Origin of the sequence: Mycobacterium kansasii ATCC 12478, assembly GCF_000157895.3 — a bacterium.
GTDB lineage: Bacteria > Actinomycetota > Actinomycetes > Mycobacteriales > Mycobacteriaceae > Mycobacterium > Mycobacterium kansasii.
The window spans coordinates 1,750,096-1,768,741 of sequence record NC_022663.1 but is presented as its reverse complement, the minus strand read 5'-3'; the positions used below and the strand labels follow the sequence as shown (position 1 = coordinate 1,768,741).

Genomic DNA, 18,646 nt, shown 5'->3' with positions numbered 1-18,646 from the left:
TCTCACTGGCCGTTGTTGCCGTCCTGGCCGAGCAGCTGCCCGCCGGTGCCGCCGGCGCCGCCCGTACCCGGCGTCACGCCGATTCCGCCGTTGCCGCCGTTGCCGCCGTCGCCGATCAGCCATGCGCTGCCGCCCGCACCTCCATTACCGCCGGTGCCGGTAGCCGACCCGCTGTTCCCGCCGGCGCCACCGTCACCGCCATTGCCGATCAGTCCGGCCTTGCCGCCGACTCCTCCGTTTCCGCCGAGACCGCCGAATCTGCTGGTGCCGCCGGTACCGCCGACGCCACCGTTGCCGTAGAGCACGCCAGCATTGCCGCCAGCTCCGCCGGGCGCACCGATACCTGACTGGCTGATACCGGCAGCGCCGCCGGCGCCGCCGTTGCCGCCGAGGATGCCGGCGTTGCCGCCGGCTCCGCCGGACCCGGCGATGTTGGCACCGAACCCGCCGGTACCGCCGATCCCGAATAATCCCGCTGGCCCACCGTTACCGCCCGGCATGCCGGGCGCGCCCGACCCGCCGGCCCCGCCGTTGCCGATCAAGATCCCGCCGGCCCCGCCGTCGGCGCCGGTCCCCGGGGCGGCGTTGGCGCCCCAAGGTTGCCAGATGTCCTGGATGTCTTGCGCGGACGTTTGCGGGCGCGTTGATCGCCAGCGATACGTATCGCGGTCCGCGGCGCAACGAGCCCGTTCAATGCCCGACCCAGATAGGCTGTCGGGGTGGTTCCGCACTGGTGGGTAGGACCGCTGACGCTGCCGGTACATGGCATGTTCGTCGGGCTGGGCGTGCTGGTGGCCACGGCAGTTTTCTTCGCCGAAGCCCGCCGCCGCGGTGCGGTGAACGACCAATCGCTGGTGGCGGTGACCGGAGCTCTGGTCGGCGGGGCAATCGGCATGCGGCTGTCCGGGTGGGCGGAACACATCGATGTCCGGCTCAACCCGACCTTGTTGCAGGCCTGGGAATTTGGGTCGCGGAGCATCCTGGGCGGCCTCGCGGGCGCCTACGTAGGCGTGCTGATTGCCAAGCGGATCGGCGGCTTCCGCGGCAAAACCGGCGATCTGTTCGCCCCGGCGGTCGCACTGGGAATGGCTGTCGGTCGCATCGGGTGTCACCTCACCGAAGCTCCCGGCCGGCCGACCGGCCTGCCGTGGGGTGTGCATGCCCCAGCCGCCACACCGAAATGCCCGGGTTGCCTCATTGGCGCCGCGATGCATCCGTCGTTCCTTTACGAGATCGGTTTTCAGCTGGCCGCGTTCGCCGTTCTGCTGTGGCTGCGCAATAAGCTCACCCAACCCGGTGAGCTGTTCGTCCTCTACGTCGCGGGCTACGCGGTGTTCCGGTTCTTCGTCGAGTTCGTCCGGGCCAACGAAACCGTGTGGCTGGGTCTGACACGGCCGCAATGGTTTCTGCTGCCCTCGGTTGTTCTCATCGCCGTTCGGCTGGGCTACGGATACCAGCGTGGTCACTATGACCCACTGCTGCACAGGCAGGCACTGCCAGCATGACGAACCCACCTCCGGGTTGGCCTCCGCCGGGCTATCCCTACGACCCGAACCAGCCCTACCCCGGCTGGCCTCCGCCACCCCGCAGGTCCGGTGGGGAGATCTTCGGGGCGGTCGTGGTCGGTGTATTCCTTTATTTCGGAATCAATCTGGTGGTCGGGTTCATGGTGATCGCCGGCCTTGCCCAAGCCGTCTCGTCCCACGCCGCTCTGGTGACGGGAGCTATTGTCCTGGGGCTGATCGCCTTTGGCGGCGGCGGCGTGCTGGTTGCGCTGCGAAACCCTTGGGCCAGGGGAATTGGGATGGGGTTGATGATCGGCTGGGCGGTCGCGTCGATCGTCACGGTCGGCTTCTGCACCGGCTTGAATCCGACGCTGTACGGAACTGCCGGATGACCGGCATGGATTTGCGGGGCGACAGCATTCATCGCTACGTCAACGCGTTCTGCCCGCGCTGTCACGACGAGGAACCGGATCGTCCGTTGAGTAGTGTTGCCCGGCTCAGTGGCTGGCTGGCCGTGCGCGACGGGCTGGTCTGGCTGGAGCGCGGCTGCCGCTCCCACGGGCTGGTCCGAACCCTCTACGACGAAGATCCCGAAATCCTTGCCTACCTTGAAGAATGGACGGCCCCGACGAAGGCTCACATCCCCGATACGCCGGGTAACTTCGACCCGATTCCGTCGGCGTATCTGCGTGGTCTGCCGCAGATGCAGACACAGCACACCTGCATCCTGCTGGAGGACATCGCCGAGACGTGCAACCTGCGCTGCCCGACCTGCTTTGCCGATTCATCGCCGGACCTGCGTCATGTCGTGGCGATCGGCGACGTGCTGGCCAACGTCGACCAGCGTCTCGAGCGCGAGAACGGACGCCTCGATGTGCTGATGCTCAGCGGCGGCGAACCCAGCCTGCATCCGCAATTACCGGAGTTGTTGGCCGAACTGAGTGCGCGGCCAATCACGCGAATATTGCTCAACACCAACGGAATCCGAGTAGCCCAGGACGACGGATTACTCGACGTGCTCACCGAGCACCGCGAGCGCGCCGAGGTGTACCTGCAATACGACGGGCTCTCGCAGGCCGCACATCGATACCATCGGGGCGGGGATCTTCGTCGGATCAAGCAAGACGCGTTGCGCCGGCTGTCCGAACGGGAGATATTCACCACGTTGGTGATGACGGCCGCGCTGGGCGTCAACGACCACGAGATCGGCGACGTGGTTCGGCTTGCCCTACGAACACCCTATGCGGGCGGGGTCTGCATTCAGCCCCAGTTCGGTTCGGGGCGTTCGGGATTCATCGACGCCGACAATCGGCTCACGCACACCGGTGTGCTCAGGAGGCTGGGGCCACAGACCGACGATCTGGTCACGTGGCGGGATCTGACCGCGCTGCCGTGCTCACACCCGCATTGTTGTTCGGTGGGGTACCTGCTGCGCGACGACGGCGGGCGGTGGCGCTCACTGGTGGCCTTGATCGGTCACGACAACCTCAAAGACAAGCTGGGCCTGGTCGCAAACCGTATCGCCGACAGGGATATTCCCCGCGAGTTGCGGCTGGCGGTACGTGAATCGCTACTGGCGTTGCTGTCGGAGCAGTCGTCGTTGTCGCACCCGCAGATGTCCGACGTGTGGCGTCTGATCTGCCAGAATTGCGACCTGGGCATGGCAACCCTGCTGACCCTGGCCTCCAGCGCGCTGCCCGGGCGACGGCGCCAGCTGCGGCGGCTGCTGGGGGAGCGGGTGCTGCGTATCACCGTCAAACCGTTCATGGATATGTCGACGATGATCGAAGAGCGGCTGGTGCAGTGCTGCGTGCATGTCGGCACGCGGTCGTCACAGGATCAGTGCGCACCGTTCTGCGCGGTCCAGGCCTGGCCGGCGCTCGGCCGGCAGCGGTTGTCGGTGGCCGCCGAGCGGCTCCTGCCGGTGGTGTGAGGAATCCGGCGGCCGCACCTAAGCGACGCGATCGCACACCCGGCGGCTATTGCCGCCCGATGTTGCCGTCCTGCCCGAGCAGCTGCCCGCCCTTGCCCCCGGTGCCGGCCTTACCCGGCGGCGTGCCGGTCCCGCCGTTACCGCCGTTACCGCCGTCGCCGATCAACACGGCGTTGCCGCCGGTTCCGCCGGGGCCGCCCGCGCCGCCGTGACCGTCGGCGCCGGCGCCGCCGTCACCGCCGTCGCCGATCAGGCCCGCTCGGCCGCCGGCGCCGCCGGCGCCGCCGTTGGTGAGCGGGCTGAGGCCGGCAGCGCCGCCGGCCCCGCCGGAGCCGCCGGAGCCGTTCAGGATGCCGGCGTCGCCGCCGGTGCCGCCGGTCCCGCCGTTGGCGCCGAACACGCCGGCACCGCCGCTGCCCCCGGCGCCGCCGGAGCCGAAGAGGAATCCGCCCCGTCCGCCGTGGCCGCCCGTCCCGCCGGTGCCGCTGAAGACGGCGCCGCCGGTACCGCCCGCGCCGCCGGCGGCGCCGAGACCGAACACGCCGGAGTTGCCGCCCACCCCGCCCGCTGCGCCGGTTCCGGACAGCCCGAACCCGCCGACGCCCCCGGTGCCGCCCGCACCGAACATCCCCCCGTTGCCGCCGGCCCCGCCCGTCCCGCTGGTGGTGGTGCCGGCTCCGCCGGCCCCACCGTCGCCGCCGCCGGCGAACAGCCCGCCGCTGCCGCCGGCCCCGCCGGCCCCGGCGATGCCGCCGAACCCGCCGTACCCGCCGACCCCGCCGCTGGCGAACAGCCCGCCGGTGCCGCCGGCCCCGCCGGTCCCGCCTTTGCCGGGGCCGCCGCCGGCCCCGCCGGTCCCGGCGGCACCCGAGAGAGCGCCCGCGTTGCCGCCCGCGCCGCCCGCGCCCCCGGTGAAGGGGCCCGGGGTGGCGGCGGGAGCCACCGCCGTACCGCCGGCCCCGCCATTGCCGCCGGAGCCGATCAGGAAGGCCGACCCGCCTGCGCCGCCGGACCCGCCGGTGGTGACACCGGGGCCACCGGCGCCGCCGGCCCCACCGGAGCCGAACAAGATTCCGCCGGTACCGCCGTTTCCGCCGGGCCCGCCGGTGGCGCCGGCCGCGCCGGATCCGCCGATCCCGCCGTTACCGAATAGCCACCCCCCGTCTCCGCCAGCCGCCCCGGTGCCAGGAGTCCCGTTGATGCCGTTGCCGATCAGCGGACGTCCGGTCAGCGCCTGGACGGGCGCGTTGATGGCGTTGAGCGCCTGTTGCTGCATGGTGTGCACGGGTGAGGTGCCGGCGGGGGCGTTGAAGCCGTCCAGACCCAGCAGCTGGCCGCCGATACCGCCGGCGCCGGCCTTGCCCGGGACGGTGCCGGTCCCGCCATTGCCGCCGTTGCCGCCGTCGCCGATCAACACGCCGTTGCCGCCGGCGCCGCCGCTACCGCCCTTACCACCGGCGCCGGTCCCGCCAGCGCCGCCGCTACCGCCATTGCCGCCGTCACCGATCATCCCGGAGCTGCCGCCCGCGCCGCCGTTACCGCCGGCCGTCGTACCACCCTGCCCGCCGGCGCCGCCGGCACCACCGGAGCCGGCAAGCATGCCGGCGTTGCCGCCGGTGCCACCTTTGCCGCCGTTCGTGGCGCCGAATCCGCCGTTGCCGCCGGCCCCGCCGTCGCCGAAGAACATGCCGCCGGTGCCGCCGGCTCCGCCCGCCCCGCCGAGTCCGCCCGGGGTGACACCTTCCCCGCCGGCGCCGCCGGCGCCGCCGGCCGCACCGAGGCTGAGCATGCCGGCGTTGCCGCCGGTCCCACCCATGCCACCGCTGGTTGCGCCGTGCCCGCCGCTGCCACCGGTGCCACCCGCGCCGAACATCCCGCCGGCCCCGCCGGCCCCGCCGACTCCGCCGTTGCCGCCCAAGCTCTCTCCGCCGACCCCTCCGGTGCCGGCGGGGCCGAACATTCCGCCGGTCCCGCCGGCGCCGCCGGTCCCGCCGGTCCCGGCCTCGCTGAATCCGCCGGCCCCTCCCGCGCCGCCGCTGGAGAACAGCCCACCGGCCCCGCCGGCGCCGCCCGTCCCACCGAGCGCGGTGTTGCTCTGGGTGAACCCGCCGGCGCCGCCGGTCCCGGCCGCGCCGAAGAGCGTGCCGGCGTTGCCGCCGGACCCACCGGTCCCGCCGGCCCCCTGGATCGAGCCCCCGCCGGCCCCGCCGGCCCCGCCGGCGCCGAACAGCCCCGCATTGCCGCCGTTGCCGCCGGCGCCGCCGGTGCCGGTGGTGGCGGATCCGCCGGCCCCGCCGGCCCCGCCGTTGCCGATCAGCCCTGCGGCCCCGCCGGTGCCGCCGGCTCCGCCGTTGGCGCCGGTGGCTCCGGACCCCCCGGCACCGCCGTTGCCGATCAACCAGCCGCCGGGTGTGCCGTTCTGCCCGGTGCCCGGGGCGCCGTTGATGCCGTTGCCGATCAGCGGGCGCCCGGTAGCCGCCTGCACCTGCGCGTTGACCCCGTCGAGCAGGTTCTGCAGCGGGGAGGCGTTGGCCGCCTCGGCGCGCGCATAGGTCGTCCCAGCAGTGGAAAGCGCTTGCATGAACTGTTGGTGAAACCGCGCGGCCTCGGCACTGAGGGCCTGATAGACCTGGGCGTGTCCCGAAAACAGCGACGCCACCGCCGCCGACACCTCGTCGGCGCCGGCGGCCAGCACCCCGATCGTCGGGGCCTTGGCCGCCGCGTTGGCCGCACTCAACGCCGACCCGATGTTGTCCACATCGGCTGCCGCTGACGCCAGGAATTCCGGGTCGACTGACACAAACGACATCGCTATCCTCCCTGTCGTCATCGCGTGCTCCGGGGAACTCCGAGCCGCACGCGAATGCGTCAAGGATGGGCAACGAGACGGCCAAGAACGTCGGTCAGAAGACGTAGATGACCCGAGTTACGGGTCGTAGATTTCCCGCGAACGGGGTTTGACTGGACGCCGTGGCTCAGCCGCGGCTGGCACCCTCGTGGGCCAGCTGGACTCGTGAGTTGATGCCGAGTTTCGCGTACACGTGGGTGAGGTGGGTTTGCACCGTGCGCCGCGAGATGAACAGCCGCGCGGCAATCTCGTTGTTGGCCAGTCCGTCGGCCACAAGCCGCACGACGTCGCGTTCGGTGGGGGTCAGCGATGCCCAGCCGCTGGCTGGGCGCTTGCGTTCGCCGCGGCCGCGCCGCACGTAGGCGATCGCTTGGTCGATCGTTAGGCCGGTCCCTTCGGCCCACGCGGTGTCGAAGGCCTGCTGCCCCAGGGCGTCCCGAGTGATCGCGACGGTTCGTTCGTAATCGGCGTCGTAGACGGCGAACCGCGCGGCGCCGAAGCGTCGCCGGATTTCGTGTGCCGCGCCGAAGAACCGCGCCGCGTCCCGATGACTCCTGCCGTCCGGGGCCAGCCGTCCCAGGCACTCGAGGATGTCGGGGACGGCCAGGTTTGCCTGGTGTTCTGCGGCGCACACCAGTGCCTTATGGGCGTCGCGTTCGGCTTGATCGGGGTCGCCCTTGGCGATCGCTATGCGAGCACGCGTCGTCAGTGCCCGGGCCAGGTGCCAGCCCGCCGACGCCGCGACCTCTTGGTCCGCCCAGCGTCCCGCCGTGATCAGATCCCCACGCGCCAAGGCAACTTCGGCCATCGGGTTGGTGTTTGCGCCGGCGAGTTGGCCTTGCACACTGAGGCGCTGCCGCGCCGCCTCGCTCGCCTCGGCCGCCGCGGCAACATCGCCTGCGGCCACTGCCGCGGTGGCCAGCACCGCATAACTGAAGCCTTCGTTGTACGGCCACAGGTCAGCGGCGGCGGCCAGCGACGCGGTGGCTGCGACCCGAGCTGCCCCGGTATCACCGCGGAAGGCCAGCGCCTGGCTGAGGGCTAGTCGGCTGCCCCACCGGAACAACACGTCGTGAGCCGCGTCGGCGTCGGCGGTCACCGCGCGGAATTGGGCGATCGCGTCGGGCACATCGCCTTCCATCAGCTGCGCCAGCCCGAGGGTCCAGCGGCACGAGCGCGCGTGAAACTGGTCGCCGATGGCCTCGGCAAGGTCGAGCCCTTCCTGCGAGGAAGCGCGCGCGGCCACCGGATCACCGGCGTAGAACGCGCCGTACGCCTGCCAGGTCAAGATTTGGGTGAGCCGCCACCGGTCGCCGAGTTCGCGGGCGATGTCGAGCGCCTCGGCGAGGTAGGGCCGGGCCGCGTCGGCGCTGTAGGAACTGATCGCGCCGCAGGCGGTGAGCCCGCGGGCCAGCAGCGCGCGGTCGTTGAGCTTGCGCGCGATCGCGACGGCTTGTTGCGCCTGATCGAGGTTGTCGTGCACGCTGCGCGACGCGTCGAGGGCCGCCTTGTCGGCCAGTGCCCGCCCGCGCACCACCGCCGCGACGGCGCTCATGTCGTGATCGGTGAGGACGGCGTCGAACCAGGCCAGCCCCTCTTGAATGCGTCCCCGCGTCAGCCACAGCGGCTGCAATGACGACGTGAGCTCCAGCGCCCGATCGGTCTCACCCGTTTCGCGCGACCAGGCAAACGCCGCCCGCAGGTTGTCGATCTCGATCTCCACCTGCTCGATTTGGCGCTGATCACGCTTCTCGCCCGGGCTGTCCAGCAGGGCGGCCAGCCGCGCATAGTGATCGCGATGGCGGGCGCGCATCGCATCAGCTTCCCCTGCGTCCGGGCCGTAGTCGCGCAGCTTGGCCAGCGCATAATGGCGCACCGTCTCGAGCATCCGGAAGCGGGTCCGGTCCCCGGCCGGTTCGGCCACCACCAGCGACTTGTCCACGAGCCGGGTGAGCAGGTCGAGGACCTGATGCTGATGCAGGTCATCGTCGGCGCAGACGGCCCGTGCGGCCTCCAGGTCGAAGCCGCCGTTGAACACCGCCAGTCTGCGGAACAGGACGCGCTCGGGTTCGGTCAGCAAGGTGTGCGACCAGTCGACGGAGGTCCCGAGGGTCTTCCTGCGCTGCGACGCGGTGGGCGTGCCATCGGTGAGCAGCCGGAAGCGGTGACGCAAGCCGTCGAGGATCTCGCTCAGCGACATCACCCGCACGGCCGCCGCCGCGAGCTCGATGCCCAGCGGCAAGCCGTCGAGACGGGCACAGATTTCGCCGACCATATCGACGTCGGCAGCGGTGACACCGAACTCCGGCCGGGCCAGTCGCGCACGGTCGACGAACAGTTCGATCGCCTCGTCGGCGAGCGACAGCGACGGCACCCGCCAGGTCAGTTCGCCGGGCACCCCGATCGGGGCTCGGCTGGTCGTCAAAATCGTCAGCCGCGGACACGCCCCCAGGAGTTCGCCGGCCAGCGCGGCGCACGCGTCGGTCAGGTGCTCGCAGTTGTCCAGCACCACCAGCAAGTCCCGGTCACCGACGAATCGCACCAGGCTGTCCATCGCGGACCGGCCGGGCTGGTCCGCGATGGACAGCGCCCGCAGCACCGCGACCGGCACCACGTCGGGATCGCTCACTGGTGCCAGATCGACAAACCACGCCCCACTGCCGACTTCCGCCGATGCCGCCGTAGCAATCTGGACCGCCAGCCGCGTCTTGCCGACACCGCCGGCACCCGCCAGGGTGACCAGCCGATGGTCGGCCAGGAACTTGCACACGTCGTTGATCTGCGCGGCCCGCCCGACGAACCGAGTCAGGTGTGCCGGAAAGCCATGCAGCGCAATGCTATCGGGCGCGTGCAGCGGTGGGAACTCGATACGCAGATCGGGGTGGCACAACTGCGCTACGCGCTCGGGGCGCGCCAGGCCGCGCAGCCGATGGGTGCCGAGGTCTTTCAGCCACACATTGGCCGGCAGCTCGTCGATGACCAGGTCGTGGGTCGTGCCCGACAGCACAATCTGGCCGCCATGCGCCAGATCCCGCAGTCGCGCCGCCCGGCTGAGGGCCGGCCCCCCGTAGTTGCCCGGCTTGCGCTGCGTCACCTCTCCGGTATGCACCGCGACGCGTAGCTGGATCGGCGCCAGTGGTGCCTGCTGCAGATCGACGGCGCATGCCAGGGCATCGGTGGCGCGCGGGAACACGGCCACGAAGCCGTCAAAGCCATCGGAGCCTTCAAAGCCGTCGGAGCCGTCGGAGCCGTCGGAGCCGTCGGAGCCATCGGAGCCGGGCTCGACAGGACCCACCCCGCCATGGGCCGTGACCATCTCGGATGCGGTGCGGTCGAGACGCCCGACCGCGGACGCCATCGCCTCGCGCTGGGTCTGCCACAGCTGCGCCGAGCCCTGGACGTCGGCGAGCAACAGGGTCACTGTCCTCGTCGGCAGGAACTCGCTCACGCACATATGCAACCCGATCCGTGGCCGTGTCCGGGTAGGTATCCACGACTAACTCAGTGTCACGCACCGTGACCGGCAACGGTTCAACATGAGTCGAAAAATGTCGGTGATGCCCTCCCGGCCGCGCAGTCCCAGGGCAGTGCCGTAACCGGCCACGGACGGCGAGGCTACGACCCCTGACGACGTCGATCTACGACCCCCGCGACGGCTGGATTTGCGCGTTGTGACCGACGTTCGCCGGCCGGTGCGGCCCGCATCCTTGACTCGTTTCGCACTTCACCGGGTCGCGACGAACGTCGCCGCACCTGCGCCGAGGGATGGTCGCCATGAACTTTGTGATACTGCCGCCGGAGATCAATTCGGCGCGGGTGTATCTGGGCGCCGGGTCGGGACCGATGCTGGCGGCAGCGGCGGCCTGGGACGGGCTGGCCGGTGAGCTGGGCTCGGCGGCCGGTTCCTTCGGCTCGGTGACGTCAGGGTTGACGGGGGCGGTGTGGCAGGGCCCGGCCGCGACGGCGATGGTCGAGGCGGCGGCCCCGTATGTCGGGTGGCTGTCGGCGGCCGCGGCTCATGCCCAGGGCGCGGCGGGTCAGGCCCGCACGGCCGTGTCGGCGTTCGAGGCGGCGGTGGCGGCGACGGTGCATCCGGTGGCGGTGGCGGCCAACCGCAATCAACTGGTTTCGCTGGTGGTGTCCAATCTGTTCGGCCAGAACGCGCCGGCGATCGCGGCCGCCGAGACCGCTTACGAACAGATGTGGGCACAGGATGTGGCCGCGATGGTTGGTTACCACGGCGAGGCCGCGGCGGTGGTCGCCCAACTGGCGCCTATGCAGAGTGGTCTGCAGCAGGCACTGCAAACTCTGCCGGGCATGCTCGCCAATCTCGGCGTGGGCAATGCCGGTAGCGGAAACCTGGGTGGGGGTAATCACGGCGACAACAATCTGGGCAGCGGCAACAACGGCAGCCACAACGTCGGCAGTGGGAACGCCGGCAATACCAACCTCGGCAACGGGAATTCCGGCAACAGCAATGTAGGCAACGGCAATCGGGGCGACCAGAATTTCGGCAGCGGCAACTCCGGCGGCACCAACACCGGAAACGGGAATATCGGCACCGGGAACGTCGGTAGCGGAAATCTTGGCAACGGAAACCTCGGTAACGGAAACCTCGGAAATTCCAACGTCGGCAGCGGAAATCGTGGCGACAACAATATGGGCTTCGGCAACCGCGGCAGCAGTAACATCGGCGTCAGCAACACCGGAAACCACGATTTCGGCTTCGGTAACACGGGCAACAACGACATCGGGTTTGGTCTCACCGGGGACAACCAGGTGGGCTTTGGTGCGCTGAACTCGGGCAGCGGCAATATCGGATTCGGAAACTCCGGAAGCGGAAACGTCGGCTTCTTCAATTCGGGCACCGGAAACGTGGGGCTCTTCAACTCGGGCGGTCATAGCTTCGGTGCCGAGAACTCGGGCAGCTTCAACACCGGTCTCACCAACTCGGGCCAAGGGAATACCGGTTTTGTCAACGCCGGCTTCAACAGCCTCGGCTTGGCAAACGCCGGGGCCAACAACATGGGCGTGTTCAATGGTGGCTCCCAGAATTTCGGCTTCGGAAACTCGGGCTTCCAGAACACCGGTAGCTGGAACGCGGGCTCGATCAACACCGGCGACTTCAACGCGGGATCCATCAACACCGGCTGGGCCAATTCCGGTGCCAGCAACACCGGCGGCTTCGACTCGGGCAGCCTGAACACCGGCTTCGGCAGCATGCTGACGCCGGTTGGCGCCAAAAACTCGGGTTTCGGCACGACGGGCCTGGATTCGTCGGGCTTTTTCAACTCCGGTGGTGACACCTCCGGTTTTCAGAACACCGGCCTCGCCTTTGAGTCAGGTTTTCACAACTCGGGCAACGGCAACAATGCGGGTATCAATAACACCGGCAGCTTCCTCGCCGGCATTGGCAACACCGGCTTCGACAATATCGGCATCGCCAATTCCAATGTGTTCAACTCGGGCATCGGTAATTCCGGTAACGACGACTCCGGATTCTTCAACAAGACCGATGCGCAGTCCGGATTCTTCAACTAGTTCGGTTGCGGGGTCGGATATGGATTTCATGCTGTTGCCGCCGGAGACCAATTCCGCGCTGATCTATGGCGGGGCGGGTTCGGGATCGCTGTTTATGGCCGCGGCGGCGTGGGAGGGGCTGGCCGCGGAACTGCAAGCCGCTGCATCGTCGTTCGATGCGGTGATTTCGGGGTTGGCGGCCGGGCCCTGGTCGGGTCCGGCGGCGGTGGCGATGACCGCGGCAGCGGCGCCCTACGTGTCGTGGTTGGCGGCGTCAGCAGCGCAGGCCCAGGGCGCGGCCACCCAGGCGCGAGTCGCGGCGACGGCGTTCGAAGCGGCGCAGACGTCGACGGTGCATCCGGCTGCGGTGACGGCGAATCGGGTGCTGCTCGGGGCGTTGGTCGCGACGAACTTCGTGGGCCAGAACACCCCGGCGATCGCGGCCACCGAGTTCGACTACATGCAGATGTGGGCCCAGGACGTGGCCGCGATGGTGGGATACCACGCGGGCGCGATGTCGGTGGCCGCGACGCTGCGCCGAAATTCGTTGGTGACACCGCGCCCGCGATGAAGGGGACGGGGATATCGGCGGGTGTGGGTCAGGCGCGGCTGGTGGGTGCGATGTCGGTGCCGCCGACCTGGTCAGGGTCGATACCGGCGCAGCTGGCCAGCTCGGTGATGCCGGGGCTGGGCGCGATGGGTGGACCTGTCGAGCCGGCCCGGGCGGCCGGGGCCACCGGTGGAGTGCCGATGATGCCAATGCCGATGGGTGGCATGGGTGGCGGCGGGATGGCCGCGGGCATGGTCGGCCGCGGTGGGTCGAGTGCGCATGTGATGCAGTCGCGGCCCAGCGTGGTGCCGCGGACCGGGATCGGATAGGGGGGTCGGATAGGTGGGGTGATTTCCCTGGTTTCGCCATGTGGACAAGTGATCCCGATCACTTCGCTGGGTGTCGTGGCCTCTTGACAAATAGACCAACTAAGGACTAATACCTTACCCAGCAGTAAGATTCTTTAGCCTCTTGACAAACGATCTACTTGTCATGTGTCAAGAGGCGATTCAAAGGAGTTTGATATGTCTTTTGTGATTGCGGCGCCGGAACTGGTGCAGGGCGCGGCCCACGATTTGGCTGGTCTCCGGTCGTCGCTGGCCGAGGCCGCTGCGATCGCAGCGGGGCCCACGACGGGGATAGCGGCGGCTGCTCAGGATGAGGTTTCGATCGCCATCGCCTCGATGTTCGGCAACTTCGGCCAGGAATTTCAGGTTCTCAGCGCCCAAGCGCAGGCGTTCCATGACCGGTTCGTCAGCCTGTTGAATACGGGCGCCGGTGCATACCTGAGCGCCGAGGCCGCCAACGTCGAGCAGACCCTGCTCGGTGGCGGCGCCGGTGGGGTGACTCAGCTGCTCGGCAACGTCGGCCAGGAAGTGGCCGGACAGATTCAGACTGGCGCACAGGCCATTTCGCAGGCGATCGGTGGCCTACAGACGGGGCTCGGGGCGCTTGCGACCGGCGGGTTACCGGGGCTGCCCGACGGCTTGGCCAGCTTTGGTGCCACGGTCGCCGGCCCGTACCAAACCCTCTTCGCCACTACCGGCGCCAATCTGCAAAGCCTGCAAAGTGCCCTCGCCGCGAACCCGCAGCCGTTGCTGCATCAGATTCTCAGCAACCAGACGGGCTACCAACAGACGGTCGCCACCGCCTTGCAAAGCGCGATCCAGAACTTCCCCGCCGACCTGGCCACCGTGCCGGCGGACATCCGGAATCTGCTGTCGGGTGATCCCGCGGCGGTGCTGCAGACGATCATCAACCAACATATGGGTTACGCCCAGACGATCAACACCGCCCTGCACAGCGCCGCACAGGACTTCCGCACCGGCGCGGCCGGCCTGCACAGCGCCTTCCAAGCCGCCTTCCAGGACCTCGCGACCGGCAACGTCGACGGCGCGGTGGGCGACATCTCGACCGGCCTGCGCGACCTGTTCTTAACCGGCTTCGCCCCCACCGTCGACCTCGATACCGGGATTATCACCATCACGCCGACAGGCACCTTGGGAGATCTGATACCAACCCTCGCCATCCCGGGACAGATGGCGCAGAACTTCACCAATCTGCTACCCGCCGGCTCCATTCCGGCACAGATATCGCAGAACCTCACGAATGTGATCCAGACGGCGACCAGCACCACACAAACGCTGGATCTCGGCACCGGTGCCCTCCACGTCGGATTGCCGTTGGTGCTCGCTCTTGACGCGATAGGCCCGGCGGTCACCACAGCAAACGCGTTCGGATCCAGCGCCAGTGCGGTTATCGGTGCGATGCAAACCGGGGACATGCTCGGGGCCGTCACCGCCCTCATCGATGCTCCGGCCGTCGTCGCGAACGGCTTCCTCAACGGCCACGCGACACTGCCGCTGGCACTGTCGGTCCTGGGGCTCGACACGACGACCAATATCCCCCTCGGCGGTATTCTCACACCCGCCGAAACCGCTTCCCTCACACTCACCGTCTTCGGGGAGACGGGGACACTTCCGCTCAGCGGCACAGCCTTTGGAGGTATCGTCCCCGCGCTGCTGACGTTCCTGCCCGAACAGCTTGCCGAGGCAATCGGTGCACCCCTACCCGGTCCGCCCACCATGTGACAGGGAACGGTTGATTCGGGGCACGCGGCGTCGCTGAAGGCCGATCATCAGGCGATCGTGCGGCATGTGTTGGCCGCCGGGCCTGACCGGCAGCCCCCGGGAACGCGCAACCAGAAAAGCAGGTCGGCTCCTTGCCCAGAGTCGAATTACGTTGCTGCGAAAGGGATTCAGGCCGCCAGCACTTCCGACGCGGCGCGCTCCCCGGAGCGGATTGCGCCGTCAACCCATCCGCACATGGTGGCCGAGCTCTCGGTTCCGGCCCAGTGGATGCGTCCGCACGGCGGACGCAGGGTGTAGCCGAATTGGGTCAGCACACCGGTCGGAGCGTGACTGATCATCCCGCCGCCGGAATAGCGTTCCAAAATCCAGTCCTGCTCATGGAATTCGCGCGGAGCACGCGCCGTGGCGCCGAACCGGTCGGCGAGTTCGCCGATGACCACCGCCTTGCGCTCGGCCTCATCGAGCCGCGCCAGCCGGCGCGCGGCAGGTCCCTCGGTGATGACGCACATGATTCCCGGCACCGCGGTGTCCGTGCAGGCGTCGATGGTCAACGTGGCGGGGGAACCGGGCGCGGCGGACTGGCCGGACAAACCGTCGGCACGCCAGAACGGCTCGTCGTAGACGATCGAGATCTTGTAGACCGCGCCGCTTGGCATCCGATGATGCAGCAGCGCCCGGTCCACCGGAAGCACCGGCTCGTAGTCGATACTGTTGGCGATTGCCAGCGGGATCGCCACGATTGCTCGCCGTGCGCGCACCGTGAGATGGTCCGAGCGGATCGTCACGCCGTCGCCGTCCTGGGCGATGAGCCGCACCGGCTGTGAAAAGTGCACCGCTTCACCAAGTTCGGTGACCATCGGGCCGTAGATGGCACCCATCCCGCCAACGGGGCGGGCGTCCTGCGCGCCGCCCTTACCCGAAATGACGAAGGTGGGACCACCTCCGGAGGCCATTTGCAGCAGCACCCACAGCAACGACGTCTCGGATGCCGCGGAGGTGTAGGGCCCGGCCAAAGCCATGTCGAGCATGTCGCGGGCGGGCTTGGACAAGGTGTTCTTGTCGAGCCATTGCCCCAAGCTGATGCGGTCCCATTCGTCGGCTCGCTTTGCCTCCCATGGGGCTTCGCGAGGGATCGACTTGCACATCTTCTCTACCGCGGCCAAACCAAGGCCAAGGTTGGTGACCGCCCACGGGCTCAGCGTCCACGGGATCGTGCCGCCATAGCGATGCTTTTTGCCGCCGACGATCATCATGGCCTCGCCGTCGTTGTACTGCTTGTATTCGGGTACCCCGAATTCCGCCATCAGGGCGTAGATGCGGTCCTGGCCCGGTCCGATCCATGCGCCGCCGCGGTCGATCCATACCCCGTCGTCGCGGGTCACGGTGTAGGTGCGGCCGCCGGCCCGGTCACGAGCTTCCAGCAACACCACCGAAGCACCGGCTCGGTGTAACCGCAGCGCCGCCGTCAAACCGGCGAACCCGGCACCCACCACGCAGAAATCGACATCCGCCACGATTTGCTCCTCGGTTGATGCGCCGTTGGCCAGCAAATTACACCGATTGCGGCCTCTCGGCGGTCGAATTCGGGCGGATGCAACGGCTCGGACAACAGGCCCGCGGGGAACTTCTGGCTCGGATCAATGCGGCAGTAGCCGTTGTTTCTGCTCGGTGAATTCGTCCTCGGTGAGGATTCCCGAATCGCGCAGGGCCGCAAGCTCACGCAGCTCCGCCGCGATACCCGTGATTGGCCCGGTTGCTGAGCTGGCCGCCGCTGATAACGGATCTCGCTTGACCGCGCCGACCCGCTCACGCAAGCTCCCATTGCCGGCACCGGCCATCGCTCGCCCGGCCATGCCGGCCAAGGCCATTTGGCTGAACAGGCTTCCGGCGCCACCGGCGGAGACTTCCGCCGCGCCGAGACTGGTGGCAGGCAATGCGACTGCCAGAGAGCGGATCTCGGGTGCGGCCGCGGTCCACGTCGGCGGCACCGACAGCCCCGCGATCGAGTTCGCTTCGCCCAGACCGGCCGAAACCGCCGACCCGCCCAGATCCGTGATGGATGCCGACGGCACTGGCGCGGTCCCCGGAAACGACTCGATTCCGGCCCACTCACTGACGATGTCATCCGTGTGGACACCAATCTGGTAACCGACAATGTCGTAGGGAAGTCCGGTAATCCCGACGATCGAGTCGAAGCCAAGTCCCGCGGCCCCTATTTCCGGGTCGACTAACAGCCCACTAAGCCGAAGTTACGGCGTGTTTGAGCGCTAATTGTGTGTCTGGTCTGCGGCTATGGTGTTGTTAGCGGTCTCGAAACGTAGCCAAAAAACTATGGTGTGTCAGGTCTGGATTTCTTGCGAATAACGCTATGATGCAGCATATGGTGCGGCGGTCAGGCGCGATGCATGTGGCCAGGATCAAGAGTAGTCATGTGGATAAGGCCGGTCAGCGTCGCGACTACCAGTCGGTGTATCTGCGGCGCAGCTTCCGCGACGGCGGCACGGTTAAACACCAGCAACTGGCCAACCTGTCCGCCCTGCCCGAGGCCGCGATCAGCGCGATCGAGGCGGTGCTGTCGGGTGCGACGATGGTGGCCGCCGGCGACGCGGTGCGCATCGAATCATCGCTACCACACGGCCACGTCGCTGCGGTACACACCATGGCGCGCACATTGGGCCTGCCGGCCCTGCTGGGCCCGCCGTGCCGGGCCCGCGATTTGGCCTATGGGCTGATCGTGTCCCGAGTGCTGAGGCCGGGTTCGAAATTGTCCACACTGACCGGGTGGGCCGATACCACCCTGGGCGCCGATTTGGGTATCACCGGCGCGAGCAGCGACGAGGTGTACGCGGCGATGGACTGGCTGCACCAGCGCCAAGATCACATCGAAAAGCAGTTGGCGGCAAGGCATCTGGACCACGAAGTGAACCCGTCGCGGATCGCGATGTTTGACCTGTCCTCTTCGTGGGTGACCGGTCGGTGTTGTGAATTGGCCGCCCGCGGCTATTCCCGCGACGGCAAGAAGGGCTGCCCACAAATCGAATACGGGTTGCTCACCGACCCCGCCGGGCGCCCGGTCGCGATCCGGGTGTTCGCCGGCAACACCGCCGACCCCACCGCGTTTCGCGCCGCGGTTACCACGGTCAAAGACCGCTTCGGACTGACCAACATGGTGATGGTCGGTGACCGCGGCATGATCACCTCCGCGCGCATCACCGCCCTTAAAGACCTCGGCGGAATCGGCTGGCTGACCGCGCTGCGCGCCCCCTCCATCGCGGCCCTGGCTGCCGATGACGGACCGCTGCAGATGTCGCTGTTCGATGACCACGACTTCGCCGAGATCACCCACCCCGACTATCCCGGCGAACGGCTGATCTGCTGCCGCAACCCCCTGCTGGCCGCCGAACGCGCCCGCAAACGCGGCGAATTGCTTAACGCCACCGAACAACTCCTGGCCCCTATCACCGCCGCCGTGGCCGCCCGGCGACTGGTCGGCGCCGATCAGATCGGCCTCAAAATCGGCAAAGTCATTGACAAATACAAAATGGCCAAACACCTGCACGTCACCATCACCGACACCACCGTGACCATCACCCGCAGGCACACCCAGATCAGCGCCGAAGCCGCCCTCGACGGCATCTACGTGCTGCGCACCAGCGTGCCCGCCAGCGATCTGGCCAGCGCCGCCGTCATCAACGCCTACAAGAACCTCGCCAACGTCGAACGCGACTTCCGCAGCCTAAAAACCGACGACCTAGACCTGCGCCCGATCCACCACCGCCTTGAGGACCGCGTCCGCGCCCACGTCCTGATCTGCATGCTCGCCGCCTACCTCACCTGGCACCTGCGTCACGCCCTGGCGCCGCTGACCTTCACCGACGAAAACCCCCCTACCCGCGACAACCCCGTCGCACCAGCGCAGCGATCCCCCCAAGCCGCCACCAAAGCAGCCCGCAAAACCACCACCGACGCCCAACTGCCCACCCACAGTTACCAAGGACTGCTCACCCACCTAGCCACACTCACCCGCAACCAAGTCCGCTTCGCCGGCACCAAAACCCCCGTGCCCATGCTCACCGAGGCCACCGACACCCAAACCCGAGCCTTCCAACTCCTCAACACAACCATCCCGCTAAGCCTGCAGTAGCCAAAACATCCACACCCGAAAACACCGAACCCCCAGCTCAACTGGGGGTTCGAGCG

Annotated in this window: 10 protein-coding genes and 4 pseudogenes; 8 read left to right on the top strand and 6 right to left on the bottom strand. The window is 68.4% G+C overall.

Annotation, left to right across the window (positions count from 1 at the left end; genetic code table 11):
- Window positions 1–404: 404 nt before the first annotated feature.
- Window positions 405–593 (bottom strand): annotated as a pseudogene (locus MKAN_RS31765) (PGRS repeat-containing protein); the annotation flags it as partial.
- Window positions 594–767: 174 nt separating this feature from the next.
- On the opposite strand from MKAN_RS31765, the gene MKAN_RS07445 reads away from it, so the two are divergent.
- The 3 genes from MKAN_RS07445 to MKAN_RS07435 are packed head-to-tail and all read left to right on the top strand — an operon-like array spanning window position 768 to window position 3,438.
- On the top strand, window positions 768–1,505 hold the full coding sequence (locus tag MKAN_RS07445) for a prolipoprotein diacylglyceryl transferase (protein WP_023366819.1): 738 nt from the start codon (window positions 768–770) through the stop codon (window positions 1,503–1,505).
- Window positions 1,502–1,897: a hypothetical protein gene (locus tag MKAN_RS31760; protein WP_036392438.1), complete on the top strand. Its 396-nt coding sequence runs from the start codon at window positions 1,502–1,504 to the stop codon at window positions 1,895–1,897. The genes MKAN_RS07445 and MKAN_RS31760 overlap by 4 nt, the downstream gene beginning before the upstream one ends.
- Window positions 1,898–1,902: 5 nt before the next feature.
- Window positions 1,903–3,438 (top strand): radical SAM protein, encoded by a 1,536-nt coding sequence (locus MKAN_RS07435; RefSeq protein ID WP_036392710.1) that lies wholly within the window; start codon window positions 1,903–1,905, stop codon window positions 3,436–3,438.
- Window positions 3,439–4,594: 1,156 nt separating this feature from the next.
- On the opposite strand, the pseudogene MKAN_RS32940 reads toward MKAN_RS07435, so the two are convergent.
- From MKAN_RS32940 to MKAN_RS07425, 3 genes and pseudogenes are all read right to left on the bottom strand, one after another.
- Window positions 4,595–4,690 (bottom strand): annotated as a pseudogene (locus MKAN_RS32940) (PE family protein); the annotation flags it as partial.
- Window positions 4,691–5,746: 1,056 nt separating this feature from the next.
- Window positions 5,747–6,247 (bottom strand): annotated as a pseudogene (locus MKAN_RS32935) (PE family protein); the annotation flags it as partial.
- A gap of 166 nt (window positions 6,248–6,413) precedes the next feature.
- Complete coding sequence (locus tag MKAN_RS07425) at window positions 6,414–9,734, bottom strand: LuxR family transcriptional regulator (RefSeq protein WP_036444322.1); 3,321 nt, start codon at window positions 9,732–9,734, stop codon at window positions 6,414–6,416.
- 326 nt (window positions 9,735–10,060) lie between these two features.
- On the opposite strand from MKAN_RS07425, the gene MKAN_RS07420 reads away from it, so the two are divergent.
- The 4 genes and pseudogenes from MKAN_RS07420 (at window position 10,061) to MKAN_RS07410 (ending at window position 14,446) form a co-directional block, all read left to right on the top strand.
- Window positions 10,061–11,827 (top strand): PPE family protein, encoded by a 1,767-nt coding sequence (locus MKAN_RS07420; RefSeq protein WP_036392713.1) that lies wholly within the window; start codon window positions 10,061–10,063, stop codon window positions 11,825–11,827.
- Between the two features lie 19 nt (window positions 11,828–11,846).
- A pseudogene (locus MKAN_RS33205) lies at window positions 11,847–12,341 on the top strand (PPE family protein); the annotation flags it as partial.
- 32 nt (window positions 12,342–12,373) lie between these two features.
- Window positions 12,374–12,685, top strand: coding sequence for a PPE family protein, SVP subgroup (locus MKAN_RS33200; RefSeq protein ID WP_099184251.1), 312 nt, complete (start codon window positions 12,374–12,376; stop codon window positions 12,683–12,685).
- A 195-nt stretch (window positions 12,686–12,880) separates the two neighbouring features.
- Window positions 12,881–14,446, top strand: a complete 1,566-nt coding sequence (locus tag MKAN_RS07410) for a PE family protein (RefSeq protein ID WP_023366804.1) — start codon at window positions 12,881–12,883, stop codon at window positions 14,444–14,446.
- Window positions 14,447–14,613: 167 nt separating this feature from the next.
- Here MKAN_RS07410 and MKAN_RS07405 read toward each other — a convergent pair whose 3' ends face one another.
- Together MKAN_RS07405 and MKAN_RS07400 are read right to left on the bottom strand one after the other, a co-directional pair.
- On the bottom strand, window positions 14,614–15,960 hold the full coding sequence (locus tag MKAN_RS07405; RefSeq protein ID WP_042313446.1) for a flavin monoamine oxidase family protein: 1,347 nt from the start codon (window positions 15,958–15,960) through the stop codon (window positions 14,614–14,616).
- A 123-nt stretch (window positions 15,961–16,083) separates the two neighbouring features.
- Window positions 16,084–16,518, bottom strand: a complete 435-nt coding sequence (locus MKAN_RS07400; protein WP_023366800.1) for a PPE family protein, SVP subgroup — start codon at window positions 16,516–16,518, stop codon at window positions 16,084–16,086.
- A gap of 308 nt (window positions 16,519–16,826) precedes the next feature.
- Between MKAN_RS07400 and MKAN_RS07395 the strand changes: the two genes are divergently transcribed.
- Window positions 16,827–18,590, top strand: coding sequence for an IS1634 family transposase (locus MKAN_RS07395; RefSeq protein ID WP_051404573.1), 1,764 nt, complete (start codon window positions 16,827–16,829; stop codon window positions 18,588–18,590).
- Window positions 18,591–18,646 lie beyond the last annotated feature (56 nt).